This window comes from Streptomyces sp. CA-251387, from assembly GCF_050936625.1.
GTDB lineage: Bacteria > Actinomycetota > Actinomycetes > Streptomycetales > Streptomycetaceae > Streptomyces.
The window spans coordinates 5508040-5522329 of record NZ_JBNJMJ010000001.1; the positions used below are offsets into that span (position 1 = coordinate 5508040).

Sequence of the window (14290 nt, forward strand, 5' to 3'; positions counted from 1 at the left end):
GGGCCTTCTCTTCCAGGGAGTTCCTCACCCCACGCCCACCGCCCGCAGCACCGCGGTGGCCGCGGCCGCCCCCAGCACCACCACCGCGAACGGCGCCCTCCGCCATGCCAGGACGCCGCCCACCAGCACCCCGGCGGGCCGCGCCCACCCCGCGAAGCCGCCGTCCTCGGTCAGCGCACCCGTGGCCAGCAGGGCCACCAGCAGGACGATCGCGCCCGCCGACAGCACCTCCTGGACTCCGGGCGAGAGTTCGACGCGCCCGTGGAGCACCGGCCCGACCAGCCGGAAGGCGTACGTCCCGACCGCCAGCGCCAGCATCATGGCCACCGTCGCACTCATGCCGTACGCCTCCTGCCGCCGCGTCCGTACACGGCGAGCCCCGCCAGCGCCGCCAGCACCGGCACCCCCGCCGGAACGGCCGGCGTCACCGCCAGCGCCAGCCCGGTGCCGAGCAGCGCGGACCGCCGTACGGCCGGACCCTCGCGCAGGGCGGGCAGCACCAGGGCGACGAGGACGGCGGGGAAGGCCGCGTCCAGGCCGTACGTGCCGGTGTCGCCCAACGCGCCGCCGGCCAGCGCCCCGGCCAGGACGCCCAGATTCCACACGGCGAACAGGCCGAGCCCGGAGATCCAGAAGGCCGCCCGCCGGCGTGCCGGATCCGGCTGGGCGAGGGCGAAGGCCACCGTCTCGTCGGTCACCAGATGGGCGCCCAGGAGACGGGCGACGCGGCCCCGGCCGAGGACGTCCGCGACGGTGAGGCTGAAGGCCGCCGTGCGCGCGTTGAGCAGCAGCCCGGTCGCCGCGGCCGCCACCGGCCCGCCCCCGGCGAGCAGCACGCCGACCGCGCTGAACTGCGCGGAGCCCGCGTACACGACCAGCGACATCACCACCGGCACCCACACCGGCAGGCCACCGGTGACGGCGATCGCGCCGAAGGAGACACCTACGACGCCACTCGCCAGCCAGACGAGTGCACTGTCCCGCACCAGAGGTGCTGTCAGAGGTCCCGTCAGAGATGCCATCATCGGTGTTCGGAGAAGCGAACGCATGTTTCTCAGAATGAACGGACAGGCGGGCGTTCGTCAAGGCGAACGAACGTACCTGTAGAGCGAACGACAGGGAACGTACGACAGGAAGGGAGCCGCATGAGCGAGCCCCTCACGTGGATCGCCGCCTCGCTGCGGCGCGAGCGCACCCGGGCCGGGCTGTCCCTGTCCGAGCTGGCCAAACGGGCGGGGATCGCCAAGTCCACGCTGTCCCAGCTGGAGGCGGGCGGCGGGAATCCCAGCGTCGAGACGCTCTGGGCGCTGGGGGTGGCGCTCGGCGTGCCGTTCAGCGCGCTGGTGGAGCCGCCGGCCCCGGCCGTACAGGTGATCAGGGCGGGCGAGGGGCCCACCGTCGCGTCCGAGCGGGCGGACTACGTGGCCACCCTGCTCTCCGCCAGCCCGCCCGGCGCCCGTCGGGACATCTACCACCTGCGCGCGGAGCCCGGCGCGGCCCGGGAGTCGGAGCCGCACATTCCGGGGAGCGTGGAGCATCTGATCGTCAGCACGGGGCGGGTGAAGGCGGGGCCCCGGGGGCAAGAGGTCGACCTGGGGCCGGGCGACTACATGTCGTATCGCGGGGATGTGCCGCACTCGTACGAGGCGCTGGCGCCCGGGACGACGTTCGTGCTGGTCATGCAGCACGTATAAGCACGCGTTAGTACGTGTAAAGGCAGGAGCCCCTGCGCCGGACGGCGAGGGGCTCCTTGGGTACTGCTCTCAGACGTCTTCAGAGGGGCATCCCTCGGATCAGACGGGGGTGACGTTCTCCGCCTGCGGGCCCTTCGGACCCTGGGTCACGTCGAAGGAGACCTGCTGGTTCTCCTCCAGCGAACGGAAGCCGCTCGCGTTGATCGCGGAGTAGTGAACGAAGACGTCGGGGCCGCCGCCTTCCTGGGCGATGAAGCCAAAGCCCTTTTCGGCGTTGAACCACTTCACGGTTCCGGTAGCCATAAGCCCTCCTTGGGCCCAAAGGGTTGCCCTGCTCCAGAACCCTGCAAGTGTGAAAACAAGATGCCGCACAACTGCATACGTCTGAAAACGACGAGAGCCCGCGGTTACATGCTCCGCAGGCTCTGTACTGCAAGGGAAACCAAACTGCAACTTGCGGCGAGCCTAGCACGCGGGCAGCCGAAAGCAATAGAGGTCAAGATCACGTCACCCGGACGTTTGAAGATCGAGAGGAGGTTGACCCTGGGGTCGGAGTCCGAAGCGTACCCCACGGGGTCTAGCCTCGCGATGTGGACAATTCTCGCACTCGGCCGCGCGTAGGCCACATCCAGTTCCTCAACTGCCTGCCCCTCTACTGGGGGCTCGCGAGAACGGGCACGCTCCTCGACTTCGAGCTGACCAAGGACACCCCGGAGAAGCTCAGCGAGCAGCTGGTGCGTGGCGACCTCGACATCGGGCCGATCACCCTCGTCGAGTTCCTGCGCAACGCCGACGACCTCGTCGCCTTCCCCGACATCGCGGTCGGCTGCGACGGCCCCGTGATGTCCTGCGTGATCGTCTCGCAGGTCCCCCTCGACCGGCTGGACGGCGCCCGGGTCGCCCTCGGCTCGACGTCCCGTACGTCCGTTCGCCTGGCGCAGCTGCTGCTCGCCGAGCGCTATGGCGTACGGCCCGACTACTACACCTGCCCGCCCGACCTCAGCCTGATGATGCAAGAGGCGGACGCGGCCGTCCTCATCGGGGACGCGGCGCTGCGGGCCAACCTCCTCGACGGCCCGCGCTTCGGCCTCGACGTGCACGACCTCGGCGCCCTCTGGAAGGAGTGGACCGGCCTGCCCTTCGTGTTCGCGGTGTGGGCGGCGCGCCGGGACTACCTGGAGCGCGAGCCGCTCATCACCCGCAAGGTCCACGAGGCCTTCCTCGCCTCCCGCAACCTCTCCCTGGAGGAGGTCGGCAAGGTCGCCGAGCAGGCGGCCCGCTGGGAGGCCTTCGACGAGCGCATCCTGGAGCAGTACTTCACCACCCTCGACTTCCGCTTCGGCGGCCCGCAGCTGGAGGCGGTCGCGGAGTTCGCGCGGCGCGTGGGGCCGACGACGGGATTTCCGGCGGATGTGAAGGTGGATCTGCTGCAGCCGTAAGGGTCGGGCCACTTCGGCACTAACCTGCTGGGAGTTCCACAGGCCCTGCCGGGAGTTCCACTGGACCTGTTGGGAGTTCCACGGGCTCAAGAGGCCGTACGGGGGAGGGGTGGGCGCGGATGCAGCCGCTCGGAGTTGACGAGCCGACCGCCGTGGGGCCGTACCGGCTGCTCGGGCGGCTCGGTTCCGGCGGGATGGGGCGGGTGTACCTGGGGCGCAGCGCGGGCGGCCGTACGGTCGCCGTCAAGATCGTGCACCCGCACTTCGCGCTGGACGAGGAGTTCCGGGCCCGTTTCCGCCGGGAGGTGGAGGCGGCGCGGCGAGTGGGCGGGGCCTGGACCGCGCCCGTGCTGGACGCGGATCCGGAGGCGGCGGTGCCGTGGGTGGCCACGGCGTATGCGGCGGGGCCGTCCCTGGCGGCGGCGGTCGCGGACGCGGGTGGCCCGCTGCCGGCGCACACCGTACGGGTGCTCGGGGCGGGGCTGGCCGAGGCGCTGGCGGCGGTCCACGAACTGGGGCTGGTGCACCGGGATGTGAAGCCGTCGAACGTGCTGCTCACACTGGACGGCCCCCTGCTGATCGACTTCGGCATCGCGCGGGCCACGGACGGTACGGCATCCCTGACGTCGACCGGCGTCTCGATCGGCTCGCCCGGCTACATGTCGCCCGAACAGATCCTGGGCAAGGGGATCACAGGGGCGGCGGACGTCTTCTCGCTGGGCGCGGTGCTGGCGTACGCGGCGGCCGGGGAGCCGCCGTTCTCCGGGGACTCGTCGGCGGCGCTGCTGTACAAGGTCGTCCACGAGGAGCCCGAACTCGACGCGCTGGACGGTGAGTTGCGGGAACTTGTGGAGGCCTGCCTGGCCAAGGAGCCGGGTGCGCGGCCCACGCCGGGGGAGGTGGCGCGCCGACTGGCCCCGGACGGGGCGGCCCGGGTCGTGGCGGGCGGGTGGCTGCCGGGGGCGTTGGTGGAGCAGGTCAGCCGTGGTGCCGTGCGGCTGCTGAACCTGGAGGCGGGGGACGACGTCGCGTCGGGGCCGGTGGCCTTCAGCCGGCAGGCGACGGTCGGGGAGTTCGGGCCGCCGCCGGTGATGCCGGGGGTTGCGCCCGGGGCCGCTTCCGTGTCCCCGACCGCGTCCCCGTCAGCAGCCGTTTCCTCATCCGCGTCCTCTTATGCGCCAGGATCCGTGTCCTCACCCCCGTCCTTTCCTTCTTCCTCTCCCTCTCCCTCTCCCTCTCCCTCCTCTCCCTCCTCTTCCTCTTCCGCGTCCGAGGCCCCCGTCGCCGTACCCGAACCGCGTGACGCCCGGCCTCCTCAGGACACAACCCCGGCATCCGATCACCGGCCCGGCAGGCTCTCCCTTTCCGTCGCGGCGACCTCCACGCCGGGGGAGGGAGGCCGTGGGCGGCGGTTGAGCTGCTCGGTGGCGCTCGCGGTGGCGGGGGCGTTGGCAGCGGTGACCGTGGGGTCCGTGTTCGTGTTCGAGCTCTTGCCGGGTGGGGACCAGGACACCAACGCGGATTCGGGGGCGGCCTCGTCCGAGGCGCCGGGCAAGGACGCCGCCACCCCGGCCACGGGCTCCGTCCCCCCTCGCTACCTCGGCACCTGGGAGGGCAAGGCCACCGCCCTCGGCACCCTTCCCGCGGGCACCTTCCGGCTGACCGTGCACAAGGCCGACGTGGGCGACGAGTTGGGCACCCTCCGGCAGACGGACCTGCTCGGCGGCGTCTGCAACGACGTACTGACCCTGAAGAAGGTGACGGCGAAGGAGCTCGTCGTGACGTCCGTGGGCCGGAAGACCAACCACGGCGGCTGCAACCCGGCACCGCACACCGTCCGGATCACTCCGCGCGGAGACGACCTGGTGTACCGCTCGGAGAGCGACGCGGAGGGGAACCCCGAGGCCCGGCTGTCGAAGGTCGAGTAGCGTCTCAGGGGGTCCTCTACTGTTGCTGCTCTCATGTGAGCATGCGACGGGAAGGCCACCATGGAGACGCTGCAGCCCGACGATCCACGGGAGTTGGGCAGCTACCGCCTGCTGCGCAGACTCGGTGCCGGCGGCATGGGGCGCGTGTATCTGGCCCGCTCTCCCGGTGGCCGTACCGTCGCCGTGAAGGTGGTCCGCCCGGACCTGGCGGCGGCCGTCTGATGAGCACCGCCCTGCTGGTCGTCGTCGCCGCGCTGTGGGGTGCGGCGGCGGGAGCGCTGCTGCCGCGGGCCGCCTATCGGTTCTCCGTTCCGGACGAGGAGGGGGAGGAGCAGGAGGAGGGGGAGAAGGCGCAGAACCCTGAGGAGGCGGAGGAGGCGGAGAAGGCCGAGGAGGAGACGGAAGAGGGTTGGCGGGAGCGGTGTCCGGCCGGGCATCCGATCGAGGGGTGGTTCGGCGGGTGGGTCGGGCGCGCCCGGTGCGGGGCGTGCGCGACCGGTACGCCGTACGGCCCCGGCGCCCCGACGCTCGTCACCGTCACCGCCCTCGTCTGTGCCGCCCTGGCCGCAGCCACCGGCACCCGGCCCGAGGTGGGCGCCTGGCTGCTGCTGGCGCCGGTCGGCGTGCTGCTCGCGGCCGTCGACGTCCGGGTGCGGCGGCTGCCCGACCCGCTGACCCTCCCGCTCGCGGGCGCCGCGCTGCTGCTGCTCGGCCTGGTCGCCCTCGTCCCCGAGCACGCCGGGGACTGGCCGACCGCCCTGTGGGCCACGTTCGCGCTCGGCGCCGGCTACTACGTGCTGCATCTCATCAACCCCGCCGGCATGGGCTTCGGCGATGTGAAGTTGGCCCTCGCGGCAGGGGCGGTGCTGGGCTGGTACGGCTGGGCGACGGTCATGCTCGGCACCTTCGCGGGGTTCCTGTTCGGGGCGCTGTACGGCTGGGGCCGGGTGCTCATACGGCGGGCCGGGCGCAAGTCGGCGATCCCGTTCGGGCCGTTCCTGCTCGCCGGGGTGTTTGTGGGGCTGCTGATCGGGGCGTACGCGGCCTGAGGTGAGCCCCGTAAAAGGGCTGGCGTAGGCTGGTTCGGTCCGTCCACAACCCTTACGAAAGGGACGCTCCGGTGACCGAGAAGGCCGACCTCACGTCGTTTGATGTCACAGCCGTCCTCGACCGTGCCGCAGCGGGCGGGCGGATCAGCCCCGAAGAGGCGCTCGTCCTCTACCGCGACGCCCCGCTGCACGCGCTGGGCGCCGCCGCCGATGCCGTACGCCGACGCAAGTACGCGGGTACCGAGCACATCGCGACGTACATCATCGAGCGCAACATCAACTACACGAACGTGTGCGTGACGGCGTGCAAGTTCTGCGCCTTCTATGCCGCTCCGAAGGACACGGCCAAGGGCTGGACCCGCGACCTCGACGACATCCTCCGCCGCTGCGCCGAGACCGTCGAACTCGGCGGTACGCAGATCATGTTCCAGGGCGGTCACCACCCGGACTACGGCGTCGAGTACTACGAGAAGCACTTCGCCGCCATCAAGAAGGAATTCCCCCAGCTGGTGATCCACTCGCTGGGCGCGTCCGAGGTCGAGCACATGGCCCGGATCTCGAAGGTGTCGGTCGAGGAGGCGATTCAGCGCATCCACGCCGCCGGCCTCGACTCCTTCGCGGGCGCCGGAGCGGAACTCCTCCCCGCCCGCCCCCGCAAGGCCATCGCCCCGCTGAAGGAGAGCGGTGAGCGCTGGCTGGAGATCATGGAGACCGCGCACAACCTCGGTGTCGAGTCGACGTCCACCATGCTCATGGGCACCGGCGAGACCAACGCCGAGCGCATCGAGCACCTGCGGATGATCCGGGACGTCCAGGACCGCACGGGCGGCTTCCGGGCCTTCATCCCGTACACCTACCAGCCCGAGAACAACCACCTGAAGGGCCGCACCCAGACCACGATCTTCGAGTACCTGCGGATGATCGCCGTCGCGCGCCTCTTCATGGACAACATCCAGCACATCCAGGGCTCCTGGCTGACCACCGGCAAGGAGGTCGGCCAGCTGTCGCTGCACTACGGTGCCGACGACCTCGGCTCGATCATGCTGGAGGAGAACGTGGTCTCCTCGGCCGGCGCCAAGCACCGTTCCAACCGCCTGGAGATCATCGACCTGATCCGCAAGGCGGGGCGGGTCCCGGCGCAGCGTTCCACGACCTACGAGCACCTCGTCGTGCACGACGACCCGGCGAACGACCCCGTGGACGAGCGCGTCATGTCCCACATCTCGTCGACGGCGATCGAGGGCGGCACGGCCCACCCCGAGCTGAAGATCCTCGCCTCCAACTGACCCGCCTGTGCTGACGATCCACACCGACTCCAGGGGGCATGCGCTCGCCGCAAAAGGCGAGTGGATCGCCGACGCCGGGCCGCTGGACGAGCTCGTCGCCGCCCATCCGCGGGCGCGGGTGCGGGAGTGGCCCGGCATCCTGACGTCCGGGCTGATCAACCTCCACGGCAACGAGCTCTTGGAGGAGGCGTACCACCCCGACCCGCGCGAGGCCGACGAACTGGGCACCGAGCCCTTGACGGGGGATGCGCTGGCAGCCCTCGTCATGGACGACGCCCGCTGGGGCGCGAGCGCCCGCCGCGGCCTGCAGCGCATGCTGGCCCACGGCACGGTCCGGGTGGCCTGCGAGGAACTGAGCAATCGCGCGGTGCGGGACGCCCTGCACCGCTCGGGCCTGGCCATGGGCCGGCTCGGTCGCCCCGGCGGCACCCCCGCGCTCGACCCGTACGCCTCGGGTCTGCCGGTGGAGTTCACCCAGCCGAGGGAACGGCACTCCTCCGCCCGCTTCGCCGTCTTCGACGTACGGGACGAGGCGGAACTGGCCGAGCGGGGTGCGGGGACGTGCGTGGCGACGGTGGTGAGCGGCCGGTTGGTCTACCGCCGACGGTGAGTGCGCCCCCAGGGGCGCGAGGAACTGCGCGAGCAGCTGCGCGAGCAACCACAAACGGCTCGCGGACCGCGGTACTACAGAAGCGATCGAGCTCATCCCGAAAAGGCCTCCGCAAACGCCCCGTCCTCCTGATCCATCCCGCTGCAATTCGTCAACCATCTCCTCGGCGAACTCCCGCACCTGCGCCGCGTCATCAAGCGACACCGTCGCCATCCAGCCCCGACGGCATCACCGGCAGCGTGAAGGAGACTTCCAGGTCACCGCGCTCTTCCTGCAGCAGCGCGATCGCCTCGGAACGCAGGTCCACCGAGTCCGAGTCGGCCAGCTCATCGCCCTCGATGTCGAAGTCGGCCTGCGAGGAACCCGCCGCGTCCAACGCCGCCCCATAGGCCCGCGCCAGCTCATCCGCACTGTCGCAACTCGCCGCCAGCTCCTTGCCGGAGGCGCCGCCGAAGGAGACCCGGACGGCCGAGTCGGAGAGAGCGGTGGTGCCGTTCCACTTGGGGGTGCAGCCGCTGCCGTCCGAGATCACGAAGGCCAGGTTGTACGTCGCCGGGGAGCCGGCGGTGTCGTTGCCGGAGGCCTCGGTGGCGCTGACGTAGGGGGCGTACGACGTGCTGTACGACGTGCTCGACGAGGTGCTCTCGGAGGGCGAGACTCCGGCCTGCGTCGGGGTCGGCGGCGCCGCGTCCGTCGTACCGCCGGACCCCGCTGAGCACGCCGTGGTCAGCGCGAGCAGACAGGTGAATGCGGCCGCCGCCCGCGTTCGAGAAGTACCTGCCGCTGGAGAGCCAGTGGTTCATGTTCGGCGTCGGCTGGATCCTGATCGCGGTGTTCGTGCTGCTGTGCGGCTGGGTGGAGGACGTGGCGGCGAAGAAGAAGCCGAGGCTGCTGCCGCGAGGCGAGTCGGCCGGGTGCTTGGCGGGTCGGCCGGGTGTTTGGCAGGTCGGCCGGGTGCTGCGGGGCCGTCGGGGCCGTACTGCCACAATGGGCCCGTGACCCGCGCATCCCTGGACAAGCAGCCGCACGAAGTCGCCTCGATGTTCGACAACGTGGCGGAACGGTACGACCTGACCAACGACGTGCTGTCGCTCGGCCAGGACCGCAGATGGCGCAAGGAGGTCGCCAAGGCCGTCGACGCCCGCCCCGCGCAGAAGGTCCTCGACCTCGCCGCCGGTACGGCCACCTCCTCGCTGCCCTTCGCGCAGACGGGCGCGTACGTCGTCCCCTGCGACTTCTCCCTCGGCATGCTCCAGGTCGGCAAGCGCAAGCACACCTGGCTGCCGTTCACGGCGGGCGACGCGACGAGGCTGCCGTTCAAGGACGACACCTTCGACGCCGTGACGATCTCCTTCGGGCTGCGCAACGTCCAGGACTTCGACGCCGCCCTGCGCGAGATGTACCGGGTGACGCGGCCCGGCGGCCGGGTCGTGATCTGCGAGTTCTCGCACCCCACCTGGGCGCCCTTCCGCACCGTCTACACCGAGTACCTGATGCGCGCCCTGCCCCCGGTCGCCCGCGCGGTGTCCTCGAACCCCGACGCGTACGTCTACCTCGCCGAGTCCATCCGCGCCTGGCCCGACCAGCCGGCCCTCGCCGAGCGTCTGCGCAAGGCCGGCTGGTCGAAGGTGGCCTGGCGGAACCTGACGGGCGGAGTGGTGGCCCTGCACCGGGGCTTCAAGCAGAGCTGACGACGGCGTACGGGTCGCCGGGCTCGTCGAGTTCGCGCTGCAGTCCGCCCGAGGGCGGCCATGGGGTGCGTGGTTCGCGAACGCCTCCGCCGCCCTCGCCCTCGCCGAAGTCGAACCAGATGTACACCATCGAGTCCCGCGGCACCTCGGCACCTGGCTGGGGATATTGGCGTACGACGTAGTCGACGACGGTGAGGTGGAAGTCCGGCCGATCCGGTGCGTTGAGGAGCAGGCCGTGCGATTTCGCTGCCTCGCGCGCGTCCATGGCCATCAGTCCGACGAGTTTCGGCACGCGCACCTCGGGCGTTTTGGGTGTTATGCGCACAGATGTCACCCCCAGCGGTACTGGCAGAGTAACCGCCGGGGGTACCGTCCGGAAGCGTCACGTACCTTTCTGTAGCAGTAGATTACTGAGAGTAACGATCCGAGCGGTGTCACGCTCCGAGTCGGTGTCACGGTCCGAGTCGGCGTCATGGACCGAGGCGGTGTCATGGACCGAGGCGGGATCAGAGCTCGAGTCGGTAGCAGTGCCCCTCGCGGCGCGACTGCGGGGTGGTGAAGACCTCGGCCAGTCGCATCCCCAGCCGCTGCGCCACCGCGATCGACCGCGCGTTACGGGCGTCGACCATCGCCACCACGCTCGGCACCCCGGCCGCCCGCACCCGCTCCAGTGTCATCCGCGCGGCCGCGGTGACGTACCCCTTGCCCCAGTGCTCCCGACCGAGCCGCCAACCGATCTCGATCTCGCCCGTGGGGCCCCAGTCCCGCTCCCACGGCTGGGCACCCGTGAAGCCGATGACCTGCTCGTCCTCGTCGAGCATGGTCCACAGGCAGAACCCCCGCTCGGCGTCGTGCCGGCGCTGGCGGGCGGTGAGCTCCTCGTAGACGGAGAGTTCGGCGGCCTTGCCGCCCTGGAACTCCATGACGTCCGGGTGGGCGAAGACCCGGTGCCAGGCGATCGCGTCCTCGTCGGTGGGCACACGCAGCCGTACTGCGGGGAGAGCTCGGTTCACAGGGCAGCCCTTCAGCCGGGTGATCAATTCTGCTGAATAGACTGCCCATGTCCAGTGCCGGTCGGCACGCAGATTTCGAACCCGGGGAGATCCAGCCGTGACCGTCGTGACCGAGCCCCACTCCTCCCCTCTCTCCGAGAACACCGCCGATGTGATCGTCGTGGGCGCGGGGCCGGCCGGCTCCACGACGGCCTACCACCTGGCCAAGTCCGGCCTCGACGTACTCCTGTTGGAGAAGACCGAGTTCCCCAGGGAGAAGGTCTGCGGTGACGGCCTGACCCCGCGCGCGGTCAAACAGCTGGTGGCGATGGGCATCGACATCTCCGAGGAAGCCGGCTGGCTGCGCAACAAGGGCCTTCGGATCATCGGCGGCGGTGTGCGCCTCCAGCTGGACTGGCCGGATCTCGCCTCCTTCCCGGACTACGGCCTCGTCCGCAAGCGCGACGACTTCGACGAGCAACTCGCCCGCCAGGCCCAGAAGGCCGGCGCCCGGCTCTACGAGCGCTGCAACGTCGGCGCCCCGATCATCGACGACCGCACCGGCCGCATCACCGGCGTCCACGCCAAGCTCGGCGAGGAGAAGCGCGAGGTCACCTTCCACGCGCCGCTGGTCGTCGCCGCCGACGGCAACTCCACCCGCCTGTCCCTTGCGATGGGCCTGCACCGCCGCGAGGACCGCCCGATGGGCGTGGCCGTACGGACGTATTTCGAAAGCCCCCGCCACGAGGACGACTACCTCGAGTCCTGGCTGGAGCTGTGGGACCGCCGGGGGCCGGGAGAGGACCGCTTGCTCCCCGGCTACGGCTGGATCTTCGGCATGGGCGACGGCACGTCGAACGTCGGCCTGGGGGTGCTCAACACCTCCGACTCCTTCAAGGAGCTGGACTGGCGCGAGGTGCTGAAGGCCTGGTGCGCCTCGATGCCGGAGGACTGGGGCTACACCCCGGACAACATGACCGGCCCGATCCGCGGCGCCGCCCTCCCGATGGCCTTCAACCGCCAACCGCACTACACCAAGGGCCTGCTGCTGGTCGGCGACGCCGGTGGCCTGGTGAACCCCTTCAACGGCGAGGGCATCGCCTACGCCATGGAGTCCGGCCAGATCGCCGCCGACGTCATCGTCCAGGCCCACGCCCGCTCGACTCCCGCAGGACGTGAACTGGCCCTCCAGCACTACCCGCGCGTCCTGAAGGACACCTACGGCGGCTACTACACACTGGGCCGCGCCTTCGTGAAGCTCATCGGCAACCCGAAGGTCATGAAGATCGCGACTCAGCGCGGCCTGACCCACCCCCTGCTGATGAAGTTCACGCTGAAGCTGCTCGCGAACCTCACGGACCCGACCGGCGGTGACGCGATGGACCGCATCATCAACGGCCTCAGCAAGGTGGCGCCGAAGGCCTGACCCAAGCCGGGCCCTGCTGAGAGGTCGGTCCAGAGGCCGGCCCGCCTGTGGGCTCGAGCCAGGGCCGGCCCGGCTGTGGGCTCGGTCCAAGGGCCGGCCCGCCTGTGGGGTCGATCCAGGGGCCAGCCGGCCGAGGGCCTCGATGTCGGCGGCCCGGCGCAGCTACCACCTCGCCCGCCGGTCCGCCACCTTCCGCAGCGCGTCGCGGGCATCGCCGCTGTCCCTTTCCGTCCTTCTCCCGTTGCGGGTTGTGAGGATGCTGTGGCCGGCCGGGAAACAGGCTTCCGACCTGCGCGGCCCCTCCCTACCCTCCGGGACTCATGACAACAGAACACACGCACGAGCCCCAGGAGAAGTCGGGTCCCACGCAAACCGGCCACACCCGCAGACGCTTCCTCGCCGGTGCCGGAGGAGTCGCCGGGGCCCTCGCCTTATGGCCCGCCGGCACTGCGAAGGCCGCCGCAGGTAAACGCGTGGCCGTCCTCGGCGGCGGCGTCTCCGGACTGAGCGCCGCCCACGAACTCGCCGAACGCGGCTACGCCGTCACCGTCTACGAGTACTACGACGCCCTCGGCGGCAAGGCCCGCTCGATGCCCGCCCCCGGCACGGCGGCCGACGGCCGCAAGGACCTCCCCGCCGAACACGGCTTCCGCTTCTTCCCCGGCTTCTACCGGAACCTGCCGGACACCATGCGCCGCATCCCCGTCCCCGGCAACGCGAACGGCGTCCACGACAACCTCGTCAGCGGCACCGAGGCCCTGTTCGCCCGCGCCGGCGGCCGCCCAGACCTGCACTTCCCGCTCCGCCGCGCGACCACCCCGCCCCGCCCCGGCGACCTCACCCTCAGCTGGATCCGCGACCAGATCCTCTCGGCCCTGGACCTCGGCACCCGCCTCCCCGCCCACGAGGCCGCCTACTTCGCCGACCGCCTCCTCGTCCACCTCACCAGCTGCGACGCCCGCCGTGAGCACCAGTGGGAGAAGGTGGCGTGGTGGGACTTCATACGCGCCGAGGAGATGAGCGAGGAGTACCGGACCGTCCTCGGCGTCGGCCAGACCCGCAACCTGGTCGCCACGCGCGCGGAGGTGGCGTCCACCCGAACCGTCGGCCGCGTCATCATCGAGGCCCTGCTCCTGTGGGGCCTGCTCGGCCGCGGCATGGACGGCGACGCCGACATCGACCGCGTCCTCAACGCCCCGACCAGCGAGGCCTGGATCGACCCCTGGGAGGCCCACCTGCGCTCCCTCGGTGTCGAATTCGTCCTGGGCACCCAGGTCCGCGAGGTGGGTTACGACGCCGGCCGCGTGACCGGCGTCCGCGTCTCGGCCCGCGACGGCGGCGGCGAACGTACCGTCACCGCCGACCACTACATCTGCGCCCTGCCGGTCGAGCACGCACGCGTGACATGGGGCCCCGCCCTGCGCGCGGCCGACCCGCAGCTCGCCAAGTGCGACGCGTTGCAGACGGACTGGATGACCGGCGTGATGTTCTATCTGCGCACGCCCACACCTGTGGTGCACGGCCACATCAACTGCCTCGACTCACCCTGGTCGGTGACCGCCGTCGGCCAGGCCCAGTTCTGGGACGGACGGGACTTCCCCCGCGACTACGGCGACGGCCGGGCCCACGACTGCCTCTCCGCGATCATCTCGGAATGGGACAAGCCCGGCATCCTCTACGGCAAGACGGCCAAGGAATGCACCAAGGAGGAGGTCGTCGCCGAACTCTGGGCCCAATTGAAGGACGGCCTGAACGACGCCGGCAAGACCACGCTCCGGGACGAGGACCGCCTCGGCTGGTTCATGGACCCGGCGGTGACGGGCCTCGGTGGCCCTGAGCCGCGCAACCGCGAGCAGCTCCTCATCCACCCCACGGGCAGCCTCTACAACCGCCCCACGGCCCGCACGAGGGTCCCGAACTTCTTCCTCGCGGGCGACTACGTCCGCACCGACGTGGACCTGGCCACGATGGAGGGCGCGAACGAGTCGGCACGCCTCGCGGTCAACGCGCTCCTGGACGCGGACAATTCGGGCGCCGACCGGTGTGAGATCTGGGAGCTGTACCGGCCCCCGGAGCTGGAGCCCCTGAAACGCGTCGACGAGGTGCGCTACAGGCTGGGCCTGCCCAACACCTTCGACCTGGGATGAGACAGAAGGGCCGCTGCCCCCGAGCGGC

At 70.9% G+C, this 14290-nt stretch carries 15 protein-coding genes and 2 pseudogenes; 11 read left to right on the top strand and 6 right to left on the bottom strand.

The genetic code is table 11. The features are described 5' to 3' along the window. Positions 1–24: 24 nt before the first annotated feature. Positions 25–339 carry an AzlD domain-containing protein gene (locus tag ACQEV2_RS24720; protein ID WP_433045475.1) on the bottom strand — a complete coding sequence of 105 codons (315 nt, stop codon included), beginning with the start codon at positions 337–339 and terminating at the stop codon, positions 25–27. Beyond that, positions 336–1049, bottom strand: a complete 714-nt coding sequence (locus ACQEV2_RS24725) for an AzlC family ABC transporter permease (RefSeq protein WP_433045478.1) — start codon at positions 1047–1049, stop codon at positions 336–338. The genes ACQEV2_RS24720 and ACQEV2_RS24725 overlap by 4 nt, the downstream gene beginning before the upstream one ends. A gap of 96 nt (positions 1050–1145) precedes the next feature. Between ACQEV2_RS24725 and ACQEV2_RS24730 the strand changes: the two genes are divergently transcribed. Further along, positions 1146–1694 carry a helix-turn-helix domain-containing protein gene (locus tag ACQEV2_RS24730; RefSeq protein WP_433045481.1) on the top strand — a complete coding sequence of 183 codons (549 nt, stop codon included), beginning with the start codon at positions 1146–1148 and terminating at the stop codon, positions 1692–1694. 99 nt (positions 1695–1793) lie between these two features. Here ACQEV2_RS24730 and ACQEV2_RS24735 read toward each other — a convergent pair whose 3' ends face one another. Next, positions 1794–1997: a cold-shock protein gene (locus ACQEV2_RS24735; protein ID WP_003992177.1), complete on the bottom strand. Its 204-nt coding sequence runs from the start codon at positions 1995–1997 to the stop codon at positions 1794–1796. 287 nt (positions 1998–2284) lie between these two features. Between ACQEV2_RS24735 and ACQEV2_RS24740 the strand changes: the two genes are divergently transcribed. The 6 genes from ACQEV2_RS24740 to ACQEV2_RS24765 all read left to right on the top strand — a co-directional run bounded on the left by ACQEV2_RS24740 (position 2285) and on the right by ACQEV2_RS24765 (position 8006). Then, a complete protein-coding gene (locus ACQEV2_RS24740; RefSeq protein ID WP_433045484.1) occupies positions 2285–3133 on the top strand; it encodes a menaquinone biosynthetic enzyme MqnA/MqnD family protein in 849 nt (282 codons plus the stop codon). 119 nt (positions 3134–3252) lie between these two features. Further along, positions 3253–5061 carry a serine/threonine-protein kinase gene (locus ACQEV2_RS24745; protein ID WP_433045487.1) on the top strand — a complete coding sequence of 603 codons (1809 nt, stop codon included), beginning with the start codon at positions 3253–3255 and terminating at the stop codon, positions 5059–5061. A gap of 60 nt (positions 5062–5121) precedes the next feature. Then, positions 5122–5283, top strand: a complete 162-nt coding sequence (locus ACQEV2_RS24750; RefSeq protein WP_433055256.1) for a hypothetical protein — start codon at positions 5122–5124, stop codon at positions 5281–5283. Then, the gene (locus ACQEV2_RS24755; protein ID WP_433045490.1) at positions 5283–6110 is read left to right on the top strand and encodes a prepilin peptidase; all 828 of its coding nucleotides are present in this window, start codon (positions 5283–5285) and stop codon (positions 6108–6110) included. Before ACQEV2_RS24750 ends, ACQEV2_RS24755 begins: the two co-directional genes overlap by 1 nt. Before the next feature lie 71 nt (positions 6111–6181). After that, positions 6182–7396, top strand: a complete 1215-nt coding sequence (gene mqnC / locus ACQEV2_RS24760) for a cyclic dehypoxanthinyl futalosine synthase (protein WP_433045493.1) — start codon at positions 6182–6184, stop codon at positions 7394–7396. 7 nt (positions 7397–7403) lie between these two features. Continuing rightward, positions 7404–8006 carry a hypothetical protein gene (locus tag ACQEV2_RS24765; RefSeq protein ID WP_433045496.1) on the top strand — a complete coding sequence of 201 codons (603 nt, stop codon included), beginning with the start codon at positions 7404–7406 and terminating at the stop codon, positions 8004–8006. Positions 8007–8202: 196 nt separating this feature from the next. Here ACQEV2_RS24765 and ACQEV2_RS24770 read toward each other — a convergent pair. After that, positions 8203–8745: pseudogene (locus ACQEV2_RS24770) on the bottom strand (hydrolase); the annotation flags it as partial. A gap of 20 nt (positions 8746–8765) precedes the next feature. Here ACQEV2_RS24770 and ACQEV2_RS24775 point away from each other — a divergent pair. Together ACQEV2_RS24775 and ACQEV2_RS24780 are read left to right on the top strand one after the other, a co-directional pair. Further along, a pseudogene (locus ACQEV2_RS24775) lies at positions 8766–8903 on the top strand (acyltransferase family protein); the annotation flags it as partial. Positions 8904–9001: 98 nt separating this feature from the next. After that, entirely contained in the window at positions 9002–9697 is a 696-nt protein-coding gene (locus ACQEV2_RS24780; RefSeq protein WP_398819989.1) for a demethylmenaquinone methyltransferase, read from the top strand. Here ACQEV2_RS24780 and ACQEV2_RS24785 read toward each other — a convergent pair. Both ACQEV2_RS24785 and ACQEV2_RS24790 read right to left on the bottom strand, forming a co-directional pair. Then, positions 9684–9995 (bottom strand): PASTA domain-containing protein, encoded by a 312-nt coding sequence (locus ACQEV2_RS24785; RefSeq protein ID WP_433054741.1) that lies wholly within the window; start codon positions 9993–9995, stop codon positions 9684–9686. The two genes, ACQEV2_RS24780 and ACQEV2_RS24785, sit on opposite strands and share 14 nt — an antisense overlap. Before the next feature lie 208 nt (positions 9996–10203). Beyond that, a complete protein-coding gene (locus ACQEV2_RS24790) occupies positions 10204–10737 on the bottom strand; it encodes a GNAT family N-acetyltransferase (RefSeq protein WP_433045500.1) in 534 nt (177 codons plus the stop codon). Between the two features lie 70 nt (positions 10738–10807). Between ACQEV2_RS24790 and ACQEV2_RS24795 the strand changes: the two genes are divergently transcribed. Continuing rightward, positions 10808–12115 carry a geranylgeranyl reductase family protein gene (locus ACQEV2_RS24795; RefSeq protein ID WP_398819996.1) on the top strand — a complete coding sequence of 436 codons (1308 nt, stop codon included), beginning with the start codon at positions 10808–10810 and terminating at the stop codon, positions 12113–12115. 320 nt (positions 12116–12435) lie between these two features. Continuing rightward, positions 12436–14262 carry a hydroxysqualene dehydroxylase gene (locus ACQEV2_RS24800; protein ID WP_433045504.1) on the top strand — a complete coding sequence of 609 codons (1827 nt, stop codon included), beginning with the start codon at positions 12436–12438 and terminating at the stop codon, positions 14260–14262. The last annotated feature ends 28 nt before the right edge of the window (positions 14263–14290 follow it).

Excerpts from the sequence above, each read along its gene's own strand:
- ACQEV2_RS24720 (WP_433045475.1), bottom strand. The coding sequence starts at position 339 with ATGAGTGCGACGGTGGCCATGATGCTGGCGCTGGCGGTCGGGACGTAC.
- ACQEV2_RS24725 (WP_433045478.1), bottom strand. The coding sequence starts at position 1,049 with ATGCGTTCGCTTCTCCGAACACCGATGATGGCATCTCTGACGGGACCT.
- ACQEV2_RS24730 (WP_433045481.1), top strand. The coding sequence starts at position 1,146 with ATGAGCGAGCCCCTCACGTGGATCGCCGCCTCGCTGCGGCGCGAGCGC.
- ACQEV2_RS24735 (WP_003992177.1), bottom strand. The coding sequence starts at position 1,997 with ATGGCTACCGGAACCGTGAAGTGGTTCAACGCCGAAAAGGGCTTTGGC.
- ACQEV2_RS24745 (WP_433045487.1), top strand. The coding sequence starts at position 3,253 with ATGCAGCCGCTCGGAGTTGACGAGCCGACCGCCGTGGGGCCGTACCGG.
- ACQEV2_RS24750 (WP_433055256.1), top strand. The coding sequence starts at position 5,122 with ATGGAGACGCTGCAGCCCGACGATCCACGGGAGTTGGGCAGCTACCGC.
- ACQEV2_RS24755 (WP_433045490.1), top strand. The coding sequence starts at position 5,283 with ATGAGCACCGCCCTGCTGGTCGTCGTCGCCGCGCTGTGGGGTGCGGCG.
- ACQEV2_RS24800 (WP_433045504.1), top strand. The coding sequence starts at position 12,436 with ATGACAACAGAACACACGCACGAGCCCCAGGAGAAGTCGGGTCCCACG.